15 protein-coding genes are annotated in these 15,278 nt (G+C 63.6%); 9 read left to right on the top strand and 6 right to left on the bottom strand.

Going from position 1 to position 15,278, the window contains the following annotated elements; all coding sequences use genetic code 11:
• Positions 1-20 precede the first annotated feature (20 nt).
• From LDL28_RS10350 to LDL28_RS10340, 3 genes are read right to left on the bottom strand one after another with little or no spacing between them, the layout of a single operon-like run.
• Positions 21-1,223, bottom strand: a complete 1,203-nt coding sequence (locus LDL28_RS10350; protein ID WP_233058474.1) for a glycosyltransferase family 1 protein — start codon at positions 1,221-1,223, stop codon at positions 21-23.
• A gap of 27 nt (positions 1,224-1,250) precedes the next feature.
• Positions 1,251-2,609, bottom strand: a complete 1,359-nt coding sequence (locus tag LDL28_RS10345; protein WP_233058473.1) for a capsule biosynthesis protein — start codon at positions 2,607-2,609, stop codon at positions 1,251-1,253.
• Between the two features lie 6 nt (positions 2,610-2,615).
• The gene (locus tag LDL28_RS10340; RefSeq protein ID WP_233058472.1) at positions 2,616-4,319 is read right to left on the bottom strand and encodes a hypothetical protein; all 1,704 of its coding nucleotides are present in this window, start codon (positions 4,317-4,319) and stop codon (positions 2,616-2,618) included.
• A gap of 527 nt (positions 4,320-4,846) precedes the next feature.
• On the opposite strand from LDL28_RS10340, the gene LDL28_RS10335 reads away from it, so the two are divergent.
• Both LDL28_RS10335 and LDL28_RS10330 read left to right on the top strand, forming a co-directional pair.
• Complete coding sequence (locus LDL28_RS10335; protein ID WP_233059267.1) at positions 4,847-6,307, top strand: phosphomannomutase; 1,461 nt, start codon at positions 4,847-4,849, stop codon at positions 6,305-6,307.
• 61 nt (positions 6,308-6,368) lie between these two features.
• On the top strand, positions 6,369-7,826 hold the full coding sequence (locus LDL28_RS10330) for an LTA synthase family protein (RefSeq protein ID WP_233058471.1): 1,458 nt from the start codon (positions 6,369-6,371) through the stop codon (positions 7,824-7,826).
• Positions 7,827-7,855: 29 nt separating this feature from the next.
• Here the strand turns inward: LDL28_RS10330 and LDL28_RS10325 are convergent, their stop codons facing one another.
• Positions 7,856-9,049 (bottom strand): glycosyltransferase family 1 protein, encoded by a 1,194-nt coding sequence (locus LDL28_RS10325; protein WP_233058470.1) that lies wholly within the window; start codon positions 9,047-9,049, stop codon positions 7,856-7,858.
• A gap of 269 nt (positions 9,050-9,318) precedes the next feature.
• Here LDL28_RS10325 and LDL28_RS10320 point away from each other — a divergent pair, with 269 nt between their 5' ends.
• From LDL28_RS10320 to ybaK, 7 genes are read left to right on the top strand one after another with little or no spacing between them, the layout of a single operon-like run.
• Positions 9,319-9,939 (top strand): sterol desaturase family protein, encoded by a 621-nt coding sequence (locus LDL28_RS10320; RefSeq protein ID WP_233058469.1) that lies wholly within the window; start codon positions 9,319-9,321, stop codon positions 9,937-9,939.
• Positions 9,940-9,995: 56 nt separating this feature from the next.
• Positions 9,996-10,394: a phosphoribosyl-ATP pyrophosphatase gene (locus tag LDL28_RS10315; protein ID WP_233058468.1), complete on the top strand. Its 399-nt coding sequence runs from the start codon at positions 9,996-9,998 to the stop codon at positions 10,392-10,394.
• Positions 10,395-10,417: 23 nt separating this feature from the next.
• Positions 10,418-10,576, top strand: a complete 159-nt coding sequence (locus LDL28_RS10310; RefSeq protein ID WP_233058467.1) for a hypothetical protein — start codon at positions 10,418-10,420, stop codon at positions 10,574-10,576.
• Entirely contained in the window at positions 10,563-11,087 is a 525-nt protein-coding gene (locus LDL28_RS10305; RefSeq protein WP_233058466.1) for a CvpA family protein, read from the top strand. The genes LDL28_RS10310 and LDL28_RS10305 overlap by 14 nt, the downstream gene beginning before the upstream one ends.
• 51 nt (positions 11,088-11,138) lie before the next feature.
• Entirely contained in the window at positions 11,139-12,653 is a 1,515-nt protein-coding gene (purF, locus tag LDL28_RS10300) for an amidophosphoribosyltransferase (RefSeq protein WP_233058465.1), read from the top strand.
• Positions 12,650-13,399 (top strand): SDR family NAD(P)-dependent oxidoreductase, encoded by a 750-nt coding sequence (locus tag LDL28_RS10295; RefSeq protein WP_233058464.1) that lies wholly within the window; start codon positions 12,650-12,652, stop codon positions 13,397-13,399. The genes purF and LDL28_RS10295 overlap by 4 nt, the downstream gene beginning before the upstream one ends.
• On the top strand, positions 13,396-13,869 hold the full coding sequence (ybaK, locus tag LDL28_RS10290) for a Cys-tRNA(Pro) deacylase (RefSeq protein WP_233058463.1): 474 nt from the start codon (positions 13,396-13,398) through the stop codon (positions 13,867-13,869). The genes LDL28_RS10295 and ybaK overlap by 4 nt, the downstream gene beginning before the upstream one ends.
• A gap of 89 nt (positions 13,870-13,958) precedes the next feature.
• On the opposite strand, the gene LDL28_RS10285 is transcribed toward ybaK, so the two are convergent.
• Both LDL28_RS10285 and LDL28_RS10280 read right to left on the bottom strand, forming a co-directional pair.
• Positions 13,959-14,681, bottom strand: coding sequence for an OmpH family outer membrane protein (locus LDL28_RS10285; protein ID WP_233058462.1), 723 nt, complete (start codon positions 14,679-14,681; stop codon positions 13,959-13,961).
• A 127-nt stretch (positions 14,682-14,808) separates the two neighbouring features.
• On the bottom strand, positions 14,809-15,216 hold the full coding sequence (locus LDL28_RS10280) for a DNA-binding protein (RefSeq protein WP_233058461.1): 408 nt from the start codon (positions 15,214-15,216) through the stop codon (positions 14,809-14,811).
• Positions 15,217-15,278 lie beyond the last annotated feature (62 nt).

The raw sequence follows: 15,278 nt of genomic DNA, 5'->3' as shown, positions 1-15,278 counted from the left end.
ACAGACACAGATTCCGCCCGCTATGGCCGCCCGTGCCGGGCCGCGATGGTACCGGCAAACGCAATGCCCTTCGCCACCTGGCCAGGCCAGTCCGCAAAGCCCAGCGCCGCGATTTCGGCCTGATCGAGCCTGCGCGGCCGTGCCTGTGGCATATGCGCCAATATGGCGGACCGCCACCCCGGACCATCCACAGGTTCCAGATAGGTTACGGCCTGACCCGCGATTTCCCGGAAAACGGGCAGGTCACTGCAGATACACGGCACGCCAAGGCTGAGGGATTCAGCCAAGGGCAGACCGAACCCTTCCGCGAACGAAGGAAAAAGCAGCCCCTGCGCATGCTGCAACAGGGTTACGACCTGAAGATCCGACAGGTCATTATGTTCAATGACATGCCCACGCAACGCAGGGCAGCGGTCGAGCATGTCGAGAACATTTTCATTTTCCCAGCCCCGTCGCCCCACAAGTATGAGCTGCGGCGCGGCGTCACCCATTTCATGCACGAGATCACGCCAGATATTGAGCAACAGGAGATGGTTCTTACGGGGCTCTATGGTGCCCAGGGACACGAAATAGGGGCGCTCCCGTCGCGCGGGCGCGGTATTGGCGGCTGGCTGTAGCGCATGCAGGTGCAGGCCATGGGGTATGACCGTAACCGTTATGTTGCGTCCCGAACGGGCAATGAACGGCGCAAGGGAGTCCGCCACGACTTTTGAGGGTACGATCACGCCATCCGCCAGCGCGGTGACCGTGGCAATGCGGCGCAGATGCCGCGCCGGTTCGGCCGGCCGCGCATATTCGGGAAATTCCAACGGGATCAGATCATGGATCATGGGCACGAATACCGCCCCATGGCGACGTATGAACCGGGCTATGGCGTCAGGACGGTTCAGATGGTGATGCGACAGCAGCAGATAGACGCCACCCGACGGGAGCGTGCGACGCGACATGAGGGTGCGGGTGAATACCAGGCGTCTGGCGTTCCATGTCGCCTTATGGGGGCATGTCTCCCTTCCATCCCACAGGGCCGCGGTCTGTTCGATGAAGGTGATGACCTCGTCATGCTCCAGCACACCGATATGACCGAACGGATGCATCGCGACAAATGTCGTGCGCTCCGCCGCATGATCCAGCAGGTACTGGACATATTCCATTTCCACCCGGTCGATACCCGTGGGAACCGGATTGCCTGCCCGTGAAAGCAGGCGCGAGATATCCATGAACATGGGCGGAGAACACAAGGGCACGATATGTCAGACCTTATCGTGCGTAACAACGCTTGACTGCACGATATAGGAGGCCGGTTTTGTCGGCACACGCACGGTTGGCAGCGCCTGGCCCCTGTCCGGCGCCTTCGCCACCGGAATGATCCGTTCCGGGACCGTGATTTTACTCAGCCGCCTGAGAACCCCCGCCACAAGCTGGTTCTGCCCCTCTTCGGAAAAGAACCCCCCCGCGATCAGGCAACGGTCGATCAGGACACGGCGGAAGGCATCGTATGTCGCCCTGTCGGGCGGTGTCGGGTTCACCCAGAAGGTGTCCAGATCGACCTGATCGGTAATCTGGGGAATGTTATAGACCGCCTCGCCCAACGCCAGGACCGGTATGCCCGATGCCAGCGCCAGCGTGCCCGTGGTGCTGTTGATGGTGACCACGCCCCGCGCTTTCTGCACCAGCAGGGCAATATCGCCCGTTTCAATGTAGTAGACACGCTGGTCCACCCCATATTCGCGTGCGATGTCCCCGACCAGCCCGCGCCAGTCCCGCAGCCCGTTATCCAGCGGATGTTCCTTGATCAACAGGACGGTCCCGGCAGGCGCATGACCGGCAAAGGACCGGATCACATGCCGGATGGCGGGTTCCATGCCCGCGAAATTGGAATGCAGGCGTACCTGCGCATCCGCATCCAGTTGCAGCGGGAATATCATGTACGGCCGCGCGCTGTCGGCAATGGTTTCCATGACGGCCTGCGTCCGGCTTTCCGCCGTCTTGCGGTTACGCAGGCGTTTCAGCCAGCCAATACCTTCCGCCCATGGATGCCAGGGGCGATAGTCCTTCCATTTGCAGAAGTACCAGCGGCTCAGGATATCCGCCGCGTTATAGGCGACCGCTTCCAGCGCCCTGCGCCGGAAGGATGAGGGAACCGGCCGGTGCTCGGGCACGGGCGGCAGGCGGGCGGCTTCCTCCCGGTACCATTCAGGGTCCCGGGGGAGTGTCGAATGGCCGTTAACACCCCCGATTTCCAGTGTCACCCAGTCGGGGCGGATGTAACCTTCCTCAAATACATGTACGGGAATGTGCCGGTGGCCGCACAGGGCGATGGCCGCGCGGTGCATGGGCCGACAATCACCAAACAGCATGACATCGGTAATATCGTGCCGCTCGATCACATCAGCCAGGAAGGCGGGCCAATGTTCGCCATCCCCCGTGTAATCGATCCCGTTCGGCAGACGCCAGAAAAGCTGGTCGCCACCATTGAAGTTGATCTTGTAGACTTCATATCCCGCCTTGCGCAGGCCCTTGCCGACCCGGCGGAAGAATGGTCCCATCAGGCCCTGAAGCAGGAGAAACCGCCTGGTGGCGGGCTGTGGCCTGGTGCGAGGATCGTGCATCAGGGTCTAGCCTTTCTTCACGTCTTTGACGCCACGCGTTCCCGCGCGGCCAAGCCAGCATCTGGCGCGACCCTGCATTTCGCGAACCCTCATTAAAAAAGTGGGACGCCACAACCGTATATCTTGAATTCTGTCAATCAGCATTTCAGGTTCACATGGCAGTCGGGTAACAGGATCAATATAGGACGGATAGAGGAGGAGCGTGCCCGCCACAAGTTCCTCCAGTGCAAGGCTGCGATAGCGCCGTGAACGGGGCACCGGGCCGAAATCCGTGGTCAGGCCCCACCCGGCATAAAATGGCGCGCCATAGGTCACGACACGCAGGCCACGAAGCAGCGCCTCGAATCCCGTAAGGGATGTCAGGGTATGGACTTCATCCACCCGCGACAGAAGGGTGGAGATTGCTCCCCCCCGGCTGATCTGATCCACGTATTCCCCCACTTCCGACTCATCCAGCGCCCCGGCGCGATGGCCCGCATCGACATCAGGATGGGGACGGTAGATTATGAATGCGTCGATATTTTGGGATCGCACCGCACGCAGCAGGTCGAGGTTGCTGGCAATGCGCCCACCCCCCAACCGGACGGACATGTCGTCGCTGACCTGTCCGGGCACCAGAATGACACGCTGGCCGGGCATCCGGCCCGGCAGGCCCACAGGGGCGTCCCCGCCCGTATCCACGCCGTATTTGGAAATGCCACCGGCGACAATGCGCGCGATCAGTGCGCGCGCACGCCCGCGCAGTTCCGCGTCAAAGGAATGGGTGGCCAGAATATGTTCCAGGTCGCTGGGACGGGAGGGGTCGTAATAGATGCCCCTACGGTCCAGAAAGATCGAGCACGGCACCTGCAGCCCGCTGCCCAGGCCCACGGAACGGATGAACCCGTCTTCCACGCGCCAGATTTCAAGTCCCGCCTGGCATGCCATTTCCTCAAGTCCCTGCGGCATGCGTGTTGCCCATACGGCCACCCCCCGTGCATGGGCCCCGCCCATGCGTGACGCCAACCGCCAAAGGGCCGCCGGACGACGGATAAACGGGGGATACCCCGGCGCGGTTGCAAACAGTTCCGCAATACGGCGGCGTTTCCACAGCGACATACCGGCGCATGCGGCAATCCGCCGGTTGGACAGGATGGTCCGCCGCCACAGATCAAGAACCGCAATGGCGTCGCGACACCCCATTGCCCCGCGCGTATAGGGGTTGATGTAGTCGGTACCTGCAACCAGCCTGCGGCTGGCATCGGCCCGGGTCCACGGCAGGGGGGGATGATCCGACCCATCATGCCGCATGACCGCAAGGCCCCGCAGCGCCCCCAGATCAGCCAGATCCGACAGGCCCGTACCATAAATCCGCGCCGCGCCATCCAGCAGCGTATGCGGATCGGTGCGCGCGGACACCACCGCCACGCCCCGCCGCCGCGCCATGCCGACAGCACAGCCATGCGGGTGCGGCGCGACCAGCACGATCTCGGCTGCCGCATGATGCCGCAGCACCCATGACAGCAGTTTCCCCAGCGCCTTCTGCCCGCCGCCCGCGTGTCTCCCGCCATCACATACCACTACCGGGCGCGTCAGGGGCGCCGGGGGATGCCAGAAAGCCCCGCCGATACGCTTTTTGACAACCAGATCGGCAATTTCCAACCAGTCCGGGTCAGGCCGTGCCGGATCGGTTATCGTGTCATCGGCGCGGATGGTGGAGAGGGCGGGCATCCGCTCCCGTATCGGGGGAGATCTTAATAAGGGAAGTCCATCGGCAGTTCTCAATAATTTCGTTCCATCCGGCGCGTCTGCCTGCCTTCCGACCTGCCGGCACGACTGTTCCGTGATCATGTCGTCCGGGTAAAATCCGTTTTATTATATGTTCGTCATGAACGAAAAGAGAAGGGTGCGCCCCCTGCTTTTTTTTGCATGGGGTGCAGGACGACCCGGCAGCCCTGAACGTGAAAATACAGCATCAACGCCACTGTTAAGGGGCTGTTTGAAAGCCCCCAGAGGAGAGCGCGGCAGGTAATACCGATAAGAATTTGTGGCAATATATTGCGAACTACTGCACATAATTGAATTTGCTTAATGATGGCTTAACAGCCCTGAAGAAATATCCCGCCCCCTCCCACAACCCTGCCCTGCCTTTCCTGTTGGTTCCCCACGGGCGCCCGTTGCGGGAGACTCCGGAAAATGCCCGTTTTGAACAACAGCAGAATTGCGAGAAAAAAAATCCCATGAAAATAGCCCAGTGGATGCAGCAGTCAGGCGTGGCCTTTGGAACCAGCGGCGCGCGCGGCCTTGTCAGCGCAATGAAGGATTCGGTCTGCTTCGCCTATACGGTGGGCTATCTCAAACATCTCGCGCAGCTTGGGGAATTCGCCCCCGGCACGCAGGTCGCCATAGCGGGCGACCTGCGCCCCAGTACGCCGCGCATCATCCGCGCCTGCGTGGCCGCCATCCGGTATATGAAGGGGGAGCCGGTTTTTTGTGGTTTCGTTCCCACGCCCGCGCTCTGCCTGCATGCTTTCTCGCGCGGGATCCCCTCGCTCATGGTGACGGGCAGCCATATCCCGGCGGACCGCAACGGCATCAAATTCAACCGCGCGCACGGCGAATTCCTCAAATCCGATGAAGCCGCGATGCGCGAATGCGATGTCACCCTCCCCGATGGGTGCTTCGACGCCACGGGTACGCTCGTGATCCCGGTGGCGTTGCCCGATGTCACGGATGTCGGTTCCGCCTTCGTGGCGCGGTACCGCGATTTCTTTGGCCCCGACGCCCTGTCGGGCCTGACGCTGGGCGTCTACCAGCATTCCGCCGTGGGGCGGGACGTGCTGGTTGAAATCATCGAGGCGCTGGGCGGCAGGGCCGTGCCGCTGGGCCGGACGGACAGTTTCACGCCCGTCGATACCGAAGCCGTGCGGCCTGAAGACACGGCCCTTGCCCGCGAATGGGCCGCCGATGGCACGCTGGACGCCATCGTGACAACCGATGGGGATTCCGACCGCCCGCTTCTGGCCGACCGGGCCGGGAACTGGCTGCGCGGGGACGTGCTGGGCATCCTTGCCGCCCGTGCGCTGGGCGCTGCCGCCGTCACCACGCCGGTCAGCAGCAACACGGCGCTGGAACAGGCCGGGTTCGCGAAAACCGTCCACCGCACCCGCATCGGCTCCCCCTTCGTCGTGGCCGCCATGACGGAGGCCGCACAGGCGGGGGACGTGCCCTCGGTCGGTTTCGAGGCCAATGGCGGCTTCCTTCTGGCCAGCGACGTGGAACGCGACGGGCGCACGCTGGCCGCCCTGCCGACACGCGATTCCGTCCTGCCCATGATCTGCGCGCTTGTGGCCGCGCGCGCGGGGGGCGGGGATCTGGAAGCACTCGTCAACACCCTGCCCCGGCGCTTTACGTTGAGCGACCGTCTGGTCGAAATGCCGACCGCGCAAAGTCAGGCGCAGATTGCCCAACTGGCCGAAAACCCGACGCAGGGCGCGGCCGCGCTGGGCTTTACCCAAGCCTGCGGCGCGCTTTCGCATGTGGATCGGACCGATGGCCTGCGCATGACCTTCGATCAGGGAGAGATCATCCATCTCCGTCCCTCGGGCAATGCGCCGGAACTGCGGGTCTATGTCGAGGCCGACAGCCCACGGCGTGCGGAGGAACTGCTGAAAACAGGCATGAACGCCGTCAGCGCCTGGCGCAACGCCCTGGTCTAGCCCCCTGCCCCGCGCGCATACGGCGCTCGACCCATTTTACGCGGCGGAATATGGTGCCGACATGGGATTTGCGTCAGACTTCGGGTTATCCATCGCCGTTTTCATGGGGGCGTTCTGCATAACGTTTTTCATGGAACACCTGACCCGCCCGGTGGGGCGCGGCCTGTGGTCCCGCCCCCGGCTGGTTCTGCATGGTCTGGTCATGGGGGGGCTGTTCGGCTGGTGCGTGCTGATCTCGGGTTCGGTATGGCTGTCCGCCTGCGTGATGGTGCTGGGTGTGCTGGTCGGGGTCATCGCCTCCAACATCAAGTTCTCCCTGCTTGGCGAACCGCTGCTGTTCAGTGATGTCGTGGTGGCGCGGAGCTTTTTACGAAATCCGAAATTCTACCTGTTTTCCGTTCCCCTGCCCGCGCGCGTGGCGGTGGTGGCCATTGTGCTGCTGCTTCCGGCGCTGTTCATCCATGTTGCGTGTCAGGGCCTGCATGCGGGCATGCGGCTGTCTGGCGCGCTCATGGCCATGGGGTCATTCATCGGCCTGCGCATGATACCCCGCACCCGCTGGGCGCCCGTGCCCGACGCCCAAGCGGACATCACCCGTCTGGGCCTGGTCGGTTCGCTCCATCTCTACTGGCACCGCTGGCAGGCGGAACCGGACGGCAGGCCACCGCCCCCCATCAGCCCGTCAACCCGGCCCCGGCGCGACATTGTGGTGGTGGTGCAGTGCGAATCCTTTGCCGACCCACGCAGGCTGGGTTTGGGACGCGATGTTGCAATCCCGCCCATGCCCGGTCTGGATCAGGCGCGTCAGCTCGCCTCCGCCTGGGGGACGCTGGAGGTCAGCGGCTTTGGCGCTTACACGATGCGGACCGAATACGGCGTCCTGTTCGGACGCGGCGAGGCGGATCTCGGCTTTCGTTATTTCGATCCGTTCCTGACCGCCGGGCGGGAAAGGGACTTCGCCCTGCCCTACCGGCTGGGCCACGCGGGGTATGAGACGGTTTTCATGCACCCCCATAACCTGGGCTTCTACAGTCGTGACCACCTCATGCCCGCCATCGGGTTCCACGAACTCGTGGGGGGGGCGGCCTTTGCGCATGCCGCCTCCCTTTCCATGCCCTATACGCCCGATTGCGATGTGGCCGATGCGGTCCTGCAACGGGTCGATAAAGCCACGCAGCCATTATTCCTGTATGTCGTGACGATGGAAAACCACGGCCCCTGGCCGAAAGGCGAAGGCGGGGGCCTTGCCCATTACCTGCGGCATCTGGAAGGAAGCGACCGCATGCTGGACCGGCTGGCAAAGGGGCTGGAAGCAACGGGACGGACCGCGACACTGGTATTTTTTGGCGACCATCGCCCCTCCATCCCCGGATCGGTCGAACCGGGAAAAGAACGTGATACGCCCTTTGTCGTGATTGATTTTCCCGTGGCGCGCGCCAGCCACGCGGCAGCGGCGCAGGCCCTGTCTCCCGCCGAACTGCATGGCGTGATCGAACGGCATGCCCTGGAAACGGGTTAGGCCTGTTTTTTTTGGGGAAGAAGAAACCATCAGAATCTTTCATGTCCCGAAACCCCCAGGGAGCGGTAAAAATCCACGAACCGCCGCCCCTGCCGGGGGGCCGAAAAGAAATCGGCCCTTTCATACCCATCCGCGATCAGCCGTGCCCGGAGCGGGTCATTGGGGTCATCACTGTCCAGGGCCGCCATGCCACGGGCGATATCGGCGGTGTCGGTCGGGTCAACCAGCAGCGCGGCCCCTCCGGCGATTTCCTCGGTCGCTCCGCTACGGGAGGTAAGGACGGGGGTGCCAAGCGCCATGGCCTCCACGATCGGCAGGCCGAACCCTTCGGCCAGCGAGGGCAGCAGCAGCGCATGCGCGTCATGGATCGCACGCAGGAGCGACAGCCGTTCACACCACTGCACCCGGCGTACCGGCGCCCCGCCCATGGTGGTGCAGCGCGGCCGGTCATCCCCATCCGGCCCGATGATGACCAGTGCGCGGCGCGTGCCGCACTGCGCATGGGCGGCGATCAGGCGTTCAATGTTCTTGCGCGCCTCAACCCGGCCCACGACAACGAAGCAGCCCGGCTCGGCCACAGGAGCGGCCTGCCGGATGGCGGGCAGGACCGGGGCCGGGATATCGACAAGCTGGTAGAGATTGACCACCCGTTCGGCGGGAAGGGAGAAATGGGCCAGTATCTCCTGCCGCGTGGTTTCGGATACGGTCGCCACGATATCCATGGTCGCGAACAGGGTATTCAGGGTGGCGCGGAAACGGCGGCTGTCAATGCCGGTCAGGCCCGGGCTGGTCAGGGGGATCAGGTCATGAACCGTGGTGATGTTCAGCGCGCCCTCCAGCCGTAACGGCAGCGGGGACGTCCAGTGCATGACGGTTGGCGGTACAGCCGCACGGAGCGCCATCTGCCTGCCCCATGTGGCGTTACGGACATGCGCGATGCGGTACATATCCGCGCAGAAGGGGGGAAAAACATCTTCCATCCGCATTTCAGGCCGCAGGGCATGGGCGAAACGGGCCAGTTTGCGGATCATCCCGCCCACGGGCGGGGAGGGCTGGCCGGGCGCATGGTCCAGCAGGCACGCAGCCCCGATCCCACCCGCGTTCAGGCTGTCCAGCAGGCCCTGCGCATAGGTTGCTATGCCGGTGCCGCCCCGCCTGCCGATATTGCGACCATCAACCCAGACGGGCACGGAAGGGGACCGGGCGGACACACAGGATGACATTCCACCATTATCCATCGGAAATCTGGCAAATGAAAGAGAATGCGTCTATGGTGGAAATACGTGTAGTGTTCGGCCTTTCCATTAACAGGGTTTTTATTTTTCATGGCAACTTTTCCCCTTCTGTAGCTATAGAGGCGGAAAAGTGGTCTTCAGACAGGGCACAATGTCAGCAGGGGATGTTTCATGATATTGGCTCGGTCTTATTAAGGCCATGAATTGTGGAACAGGTTTAATACAGTCAAAAAATAATGCCCGTAGGAAATGGGAATATGGCGCATCAGCATAAATCGCATGATGAAGTTCCCGTCCGGCTGTTCCAGAACGCGCTTCTTGAACGACTGACGCAGGTTTCCTTCCAGACCTTTTTACTGGTCTGGATGGTCGTGCTGGCTGTCGTCCTTGCCGTGGACGCCGGGGCCAGCCGGTCGTTCGAAAGTTTCGTGCTGAACACGGCGGGCGGCCTGGCAAGCTGGTTCGTGGTGGAATATCTGATCCACCGCTTCGTTTTCCATCTCCGCCTCGATTCGGACATGGGCAGGAAGCTGATCTTCCTTCTGCACGGCAACCATCACCTCCAGCCCAACCATCCGCTGCGCAACCTCATGCCACTGAGCGTATCCATTCCACTGGCGGCAGGGGTGTGGGGCCTTGCCGTCCTGTGCGCCGGCAGGGCCACGGGGGGCAGCATCGCGGGCGGGTTCATTCTGGGCTATGTCTGTTATGACATCGTGCATTATGCCTGCCATCAGCTCCCCATGCGGGTTTCGGTGCTACGCGCCATAAAAAAGCATCACATCCAGCATCATTGCGTGGAACCGGAAGCAAATTTTGCCATTACCGCCATTTTCCTCGATCGGCTGTTTGGTACCAAGCTGCACCGGGGGCCCTGATCCCGCCGCATCGGGACTTGTTGACCGGCGGGGGGAATAATGTCCATCATCGTGTCATGTCACCTTCCCGTCACACACCGTCCGACCAGCCGGGTGCGACCCATGTGCTCGGCCGGTTGCATGACCGGCTGCGCCGCCCCCGCAACCGCGCGACGCCAGACCAGGCGACCAGCCGCCAGGCCGGGCGGGCGTTCGCCTGTGCCGCCGAAAAATGTGTGATGGACCTCATGACCGGGGACCGCCCCGATCTTGTCCGCCATAGCGCCGACGTGCTGACCCACCTGCTGGAAATCTGGGCGGCCCATGATCTCAATGCGGAAGATGTGTGGATCGAACTCGACCGGCGCACCCGCATGGGCAACCTGCTCCTTGCCCTCAACATGGCCGAACGCGGGTCCATCCCGCCGGGCGCGCGCAGGCGGCCATGGAAAATCCGCACCACCAAACTGCCCTGAAACCGGGCGTATGGTTACATGAAATGGCTGGAATCCATTTTTTGGCCTATGCGCTGGGGCAGGCGGGTGGCATAAGCTGGCCGCTGACGGAACAGCAGGGAATATCGCGACAGATGACCGGGTCCATGCCCGTTGCAGGCCGGCCGGCATTCACCCTGTCCGGCATGCATGAACTGGATTGACATCATAGCCGCCGCTATTGTCGGCCTGTCGGCAATAGTGGGCGCGGTGCGTGGTTTCTCGCGCGAGGTGCTGGGGCTGGCCGCCTGGGTCATGGCCACGGTGCTGGCCGTGGCGTGGTATGGCGTGCTGGTGCCCTATGCCAGCCAGTGGATCAGCAACCATACGCTGGCCGCGATGGCGTCCTTCGCCGTGCTGTTTCTCTTCCTTCTTGTCATTTTCACCACCACTGCCCATCTCTCGGGGCGGGCGGTGCAGGGGTCCATCCTGTCCGGACTCGATAGCGTGCTGGGCCTGCTGTTCGGGCTGGCGCGCGGCTATATCTGCCTTGTCATCCTGTATGGGGGCATAACCGCCCTCATGCCCCGGACCGAATGGCCCGAAGTGATGCGCACCAGCCGGATTGTCCCCCTTATCGGCCGCAGCATGACGTATCTGCGGGCCTTTACGCCCGATAACTTCCCCGCGCATCTTGCGCAACCCGCCGGGACGCGGCATGACGCGCCCATCTGAACCTTTCGTCGGTACCCGCCGCCCCCGTCCGTCAAGGAAAGATCGCTGACCATGTCCCGTCCCTGCTTCCATGCTGTTTCCGGTAACCCGACCACGCAGCCCGAACGCGACGACATCGCCGCGCAGTGGCGTCATGATGATGACAAGCCGCATGAGGAATGTGGCGTCTTTGGCGTATGGAACACCAAGGACGCCGCCGCGCTGACGGCGCTCGGCCTGCATGCGCTCCAGCATCGCGGGCAGGAAGCCACCGGCATCGTGTCCTACGATGGGGAACGCTTCCATACCCACAAGGGTCTCGGGCTGGTGGGCGACGTGTTTGGCGATTCCCGCGTCATGGCCACGCTGCCGGGCCACTGTGCGGTGGGGCATAACCGGTACGCCACCACGGGTGCGACGCTGATCCGTAACGTGCAGCCGCTTTTTGCCGATTTTGAGTTCGGTGGCCTTGCCGTCGCCCATAACGGCAACCTGACCAATGCCGAGACCCTGCGCAAGGCGCTGGTGCGGCGGGGCTGTATCTTCCAGTCCACCACGGATAGCGAGGTGTTCATCCACCTCATCGCCATATCGCTTTACGCCAATGTGGTGGACCGGCTGATCGACGCGCTCAAGCAGGTGCTCGGCGCGTATTCGCTCATCGCCATGTCGCGTGACGCGCTGATCGGCGTGCGTGACCCGCTGGGCGTGCGCCCGCTGATCCTTGGCCAGATCCGTGAGGAAGACGGCACGACGGGCGCATGGGTGCTGGCCAGCGAGACCTGCGCGCTGGACATCGTGGGGGCCGAGTTCGTGCGCGATGTCGAACCCGGTGAGATCGTGATCATCAATGACGAAGGGATCCGCTCCGTCCACCCCTTCGCCACCACGCAGTCGCGCTTCTGCGTGTTCGAATACATCTATTTCGCCCGGCCCGATTCCGTCATGGATGGCAAGGCCGTGTATGACACCCGCAAGCAGATCGGCGTGGAGCTGGCGCGCGAAAGCGCCGTGGACGCCGATGTGATCGTACCCGTGCCGGATTCGGGCGTGCCCTCCGCCATGGGGTTCGCCGCGGAAAGCGGGATACCGTTTGAACTGGGTATCATCCGCAATCATTATGTCGGCCGCACCTTTATCGAGCCGACCGACCAGATCCGCAATCTGGGCGTCAAGCTGAAGCATTCCACCAACCGCCCGGTGCTGGATGGCAAGCGCGTCGTGCTGGTCGATGATTCGATCGTGCGCGGCACCACCTCGCGCAAGATCGTGGACATGGTGCGCGCGGCGGGGGCGAAGGAAGTGCATATGCGCATTTCCTCTCCGCCCACCACCCATTCGTGCTTCTACGGCATCGACACGCCCGAGCGCAGCCAGCTTCTCGCCGCCCAGCACAGCCTTGATGAAATGGCCAAGCTGATTGGCGTGGACACCCTTGCCTTCATCTCGTTCGACGGGCTGTACCGCGCGCTGGGCTACAAGGACCGCCAGGCGGCGTGCAACCGCTACTGCGATGCCTGCTTCACCGGCGACTACCCGATTGAACTGGTGGATTACGAAGCCGAGCATCACCCCGAACCTGCATGAACGACTCCCCCACCCGCCCCGACCTGCACGGGCGCGTCGCCCTTGTCACCGGGGCCAGTCGCGGCATCGGGCAGGCCGTGGCCGTGGCGCTGGCGCGCGCGGGGGCGCGCTGCATCATGGTGGCGCGCACGACAGGCGGGCTGGAGCGGACCGATGACCTGATCCGCCAGCATACCGGACAGGGTGCCATCCTGCTGCCGCTGGACCTGACGGATGGCGACCGGCTGGACACGCTCGGCCCATCCGTGGCGGCGGGCGAAGGGGGGCTGGACATACTGGTCCACTGCGCAGGGGAACTGGGCGTGCTTTCCCCCCTGCCCCATATCCGGCCACAGGATCTGGCCGCCGCCATGCAGGCCGGCCCCCTGACCACATGGCGGCTGATCCGCACGCTTGGCCCGCTGCTTGAGCGCGCGCGCGCCGGGCGCGCGGTCTTCCTGACCGACCGCCACGCCCATGCGCCCGCGCCATTCTGGGGCATGGTGGCCGCCACCCGCGCGGCGCAGGACGCCCTGGTACGGACATGGGTGCGTGAACTGTCGCAGGACAGTCCGCTACGGATCAACCTGTTTGAACCCGGCATGGTCGCGACCCGCCTGCGCAGGCTGGCCATGCCCGCGCTGGATATGGCCAGCCTGTCCCGGCCCGAAGCCATTGCGCCGCAGATCATCCGCCTGTGCCTGCCCGGCCCCCAGCCACAGGGGGCTTACGTGCAGGCGGACACCATGCAGGAGATACAGGCATGAGCAAGGCCACCCCCGCCACCACGGCGCTGGAAAAGGCGGGTATTGCGTTCACGGTCGTGGAATATGAATACGACCCCACAGCCGGACAGACCGGGAATCACGCCGCCGCCGCCATAGGCGAGGAACCGGAGCGGGTCTTCAAGACGCTCATGGTCATGGTGGATGGACGCCCCGCCTGCGTGGTGGTGCCGGTGGCCGCCACACTCAGCATGAAAAAGGTCGCGGCGGCCTTTGGCGGCAAATCGGCCGAGATGATGCAGCCCACGGCCGCGGAGCGCAGCACGGGCTTCCGCGTGGGCGGGATCAGCCCCTTCGGCCAGCGCCGCCGCGTGCGCACGGCCCTTGCGGCCGAGGCGCTTGCGCAGCCCTTCGTCGTCATAAACGGGGGAAAGCGTGGTTATCTGGTCCGCCTGTCCGCTACTGACGCCATTGCGGCGACCGGGGCGATCACGGCGGACCTGCTGGCCTGACCCCGCCCCCGCGACACCATGATCGCGGGGCAGGCAGGCTATTGAAAAATTTTATTATTTTTTACAGTGAGTTATTTTAAAATAGCGTCTTATTCGCCGCCATTGTTATCGGCGGGCGGCTGGAAGGGCATGACGGGGTATTTGCCGCTCTTGGCAATGTCCTCGGGGTCTTCGGTCGGGCCGGGCAGATAGACCGTGGGCAGCGCCTGGTTGAGGTAGGTCACGACCTGATCGCTGATATCAAGGCTGTTATCATGCAGCGCGGCGGTTCCGGCCTGCAGCACCATGGTCATGCCACGGGCGGCGGCAATGGCGCTGACGATCTGCTGCATCTCGCGCTGGACCTGATTGAGCGCGACCTGCGCGTCTTCTTCCAGGATTCGGTTGCGGTTGCCGAACTTGGTGCGGTCGGCCATCACGCGCTTCTGCAGGTCCTGCTGCTGTTCGGGCGTGGGGGCCTTGCCCGCCTTGATGATGGACTGGCGCAGCGCCTGAAGCTGCCCGTCCTCGGCGCGGACATCGCGCACCAGCGCCTCACGCCGGGCGCCGAGTTCGGTCTGGAGCTTCTGCACGGCAAGGGACTGCGCCATGATCTGCTGCGTATTGAAAATACCGATAACAGGCGCCGCGGGGCGCGACCCGGCGGGCAGCGGCTTGAATTCGGGCACCGGCGGCATGGGCAGGATGGGGCTCTGCTGCTGCCCGCCCGCGTCCTGCGCCATGGCGAGGGCCGGGGTCAGGGCCAGCGCCAACCCACAAAGCGCGCCGCGCAGTCGCGCGTGTCCGGTCCGGGCCATAATGCTGCTGCGCATACCTGTCATCATCCGATCCATTATTGTTCTACTACCGTCGTTTCTTGCGTAGCGGATCGTATGGGGAAAGAACATACCCGTACAGGTAAAAAAACACGTTCGCGGCAAAATGGGCGCGGCGGTTATGCTACAGCCGCCAGATCAGCGGTGTATGCGACAGGAAAATAAGGCACAGCCCGCCGAAGAACAGCACGCGGAACCCCCGGTTCGCCCCGGTTTCCAGAAATTCGTCGCGCGTCACGATCTGCATGAAGGAATCGGATATGCGGCCGCGCGCGCCCGCGGGCAGGCCCGCTATCCGCGCGCGCCATTCATTGCGGTGGCGGGCCTGTTCGGCATGGGAAATATTGGCGCGGCGATACAGCCCGTCCACATATTCATCAAGATCTTCAACGCGGAACATGACATCGCGCCCATTACGCATGGCCGCATGGGGGCCTGCCCTTACCAGGCGCAGGCATCGCAGCCGCAGCAGCGTGATACCGACATATTCCGCCGCCTCGCGCAGCGGCAGCATGCGCTTGAGGGGGAACATGTGCACTGTCGCCTGCGGATCACCTGAAGTGGATGATGTAGGGACGGTCATGACGGGAAGCG

It is taken from the genome of Komagataeibacter sp. FNDCR2 (genome assembly GCF_021295395.1).
GTDB lineage: Bacteria > Pseudomonadota > Alphaproteobacteria > Acetobacterales > Acetobacteraceae > Komagataeibacter.
Note: the sequence above shows the minus strand (reverse complement) of the source record. Positions and strands in the feature narration are given on the sequence as shown.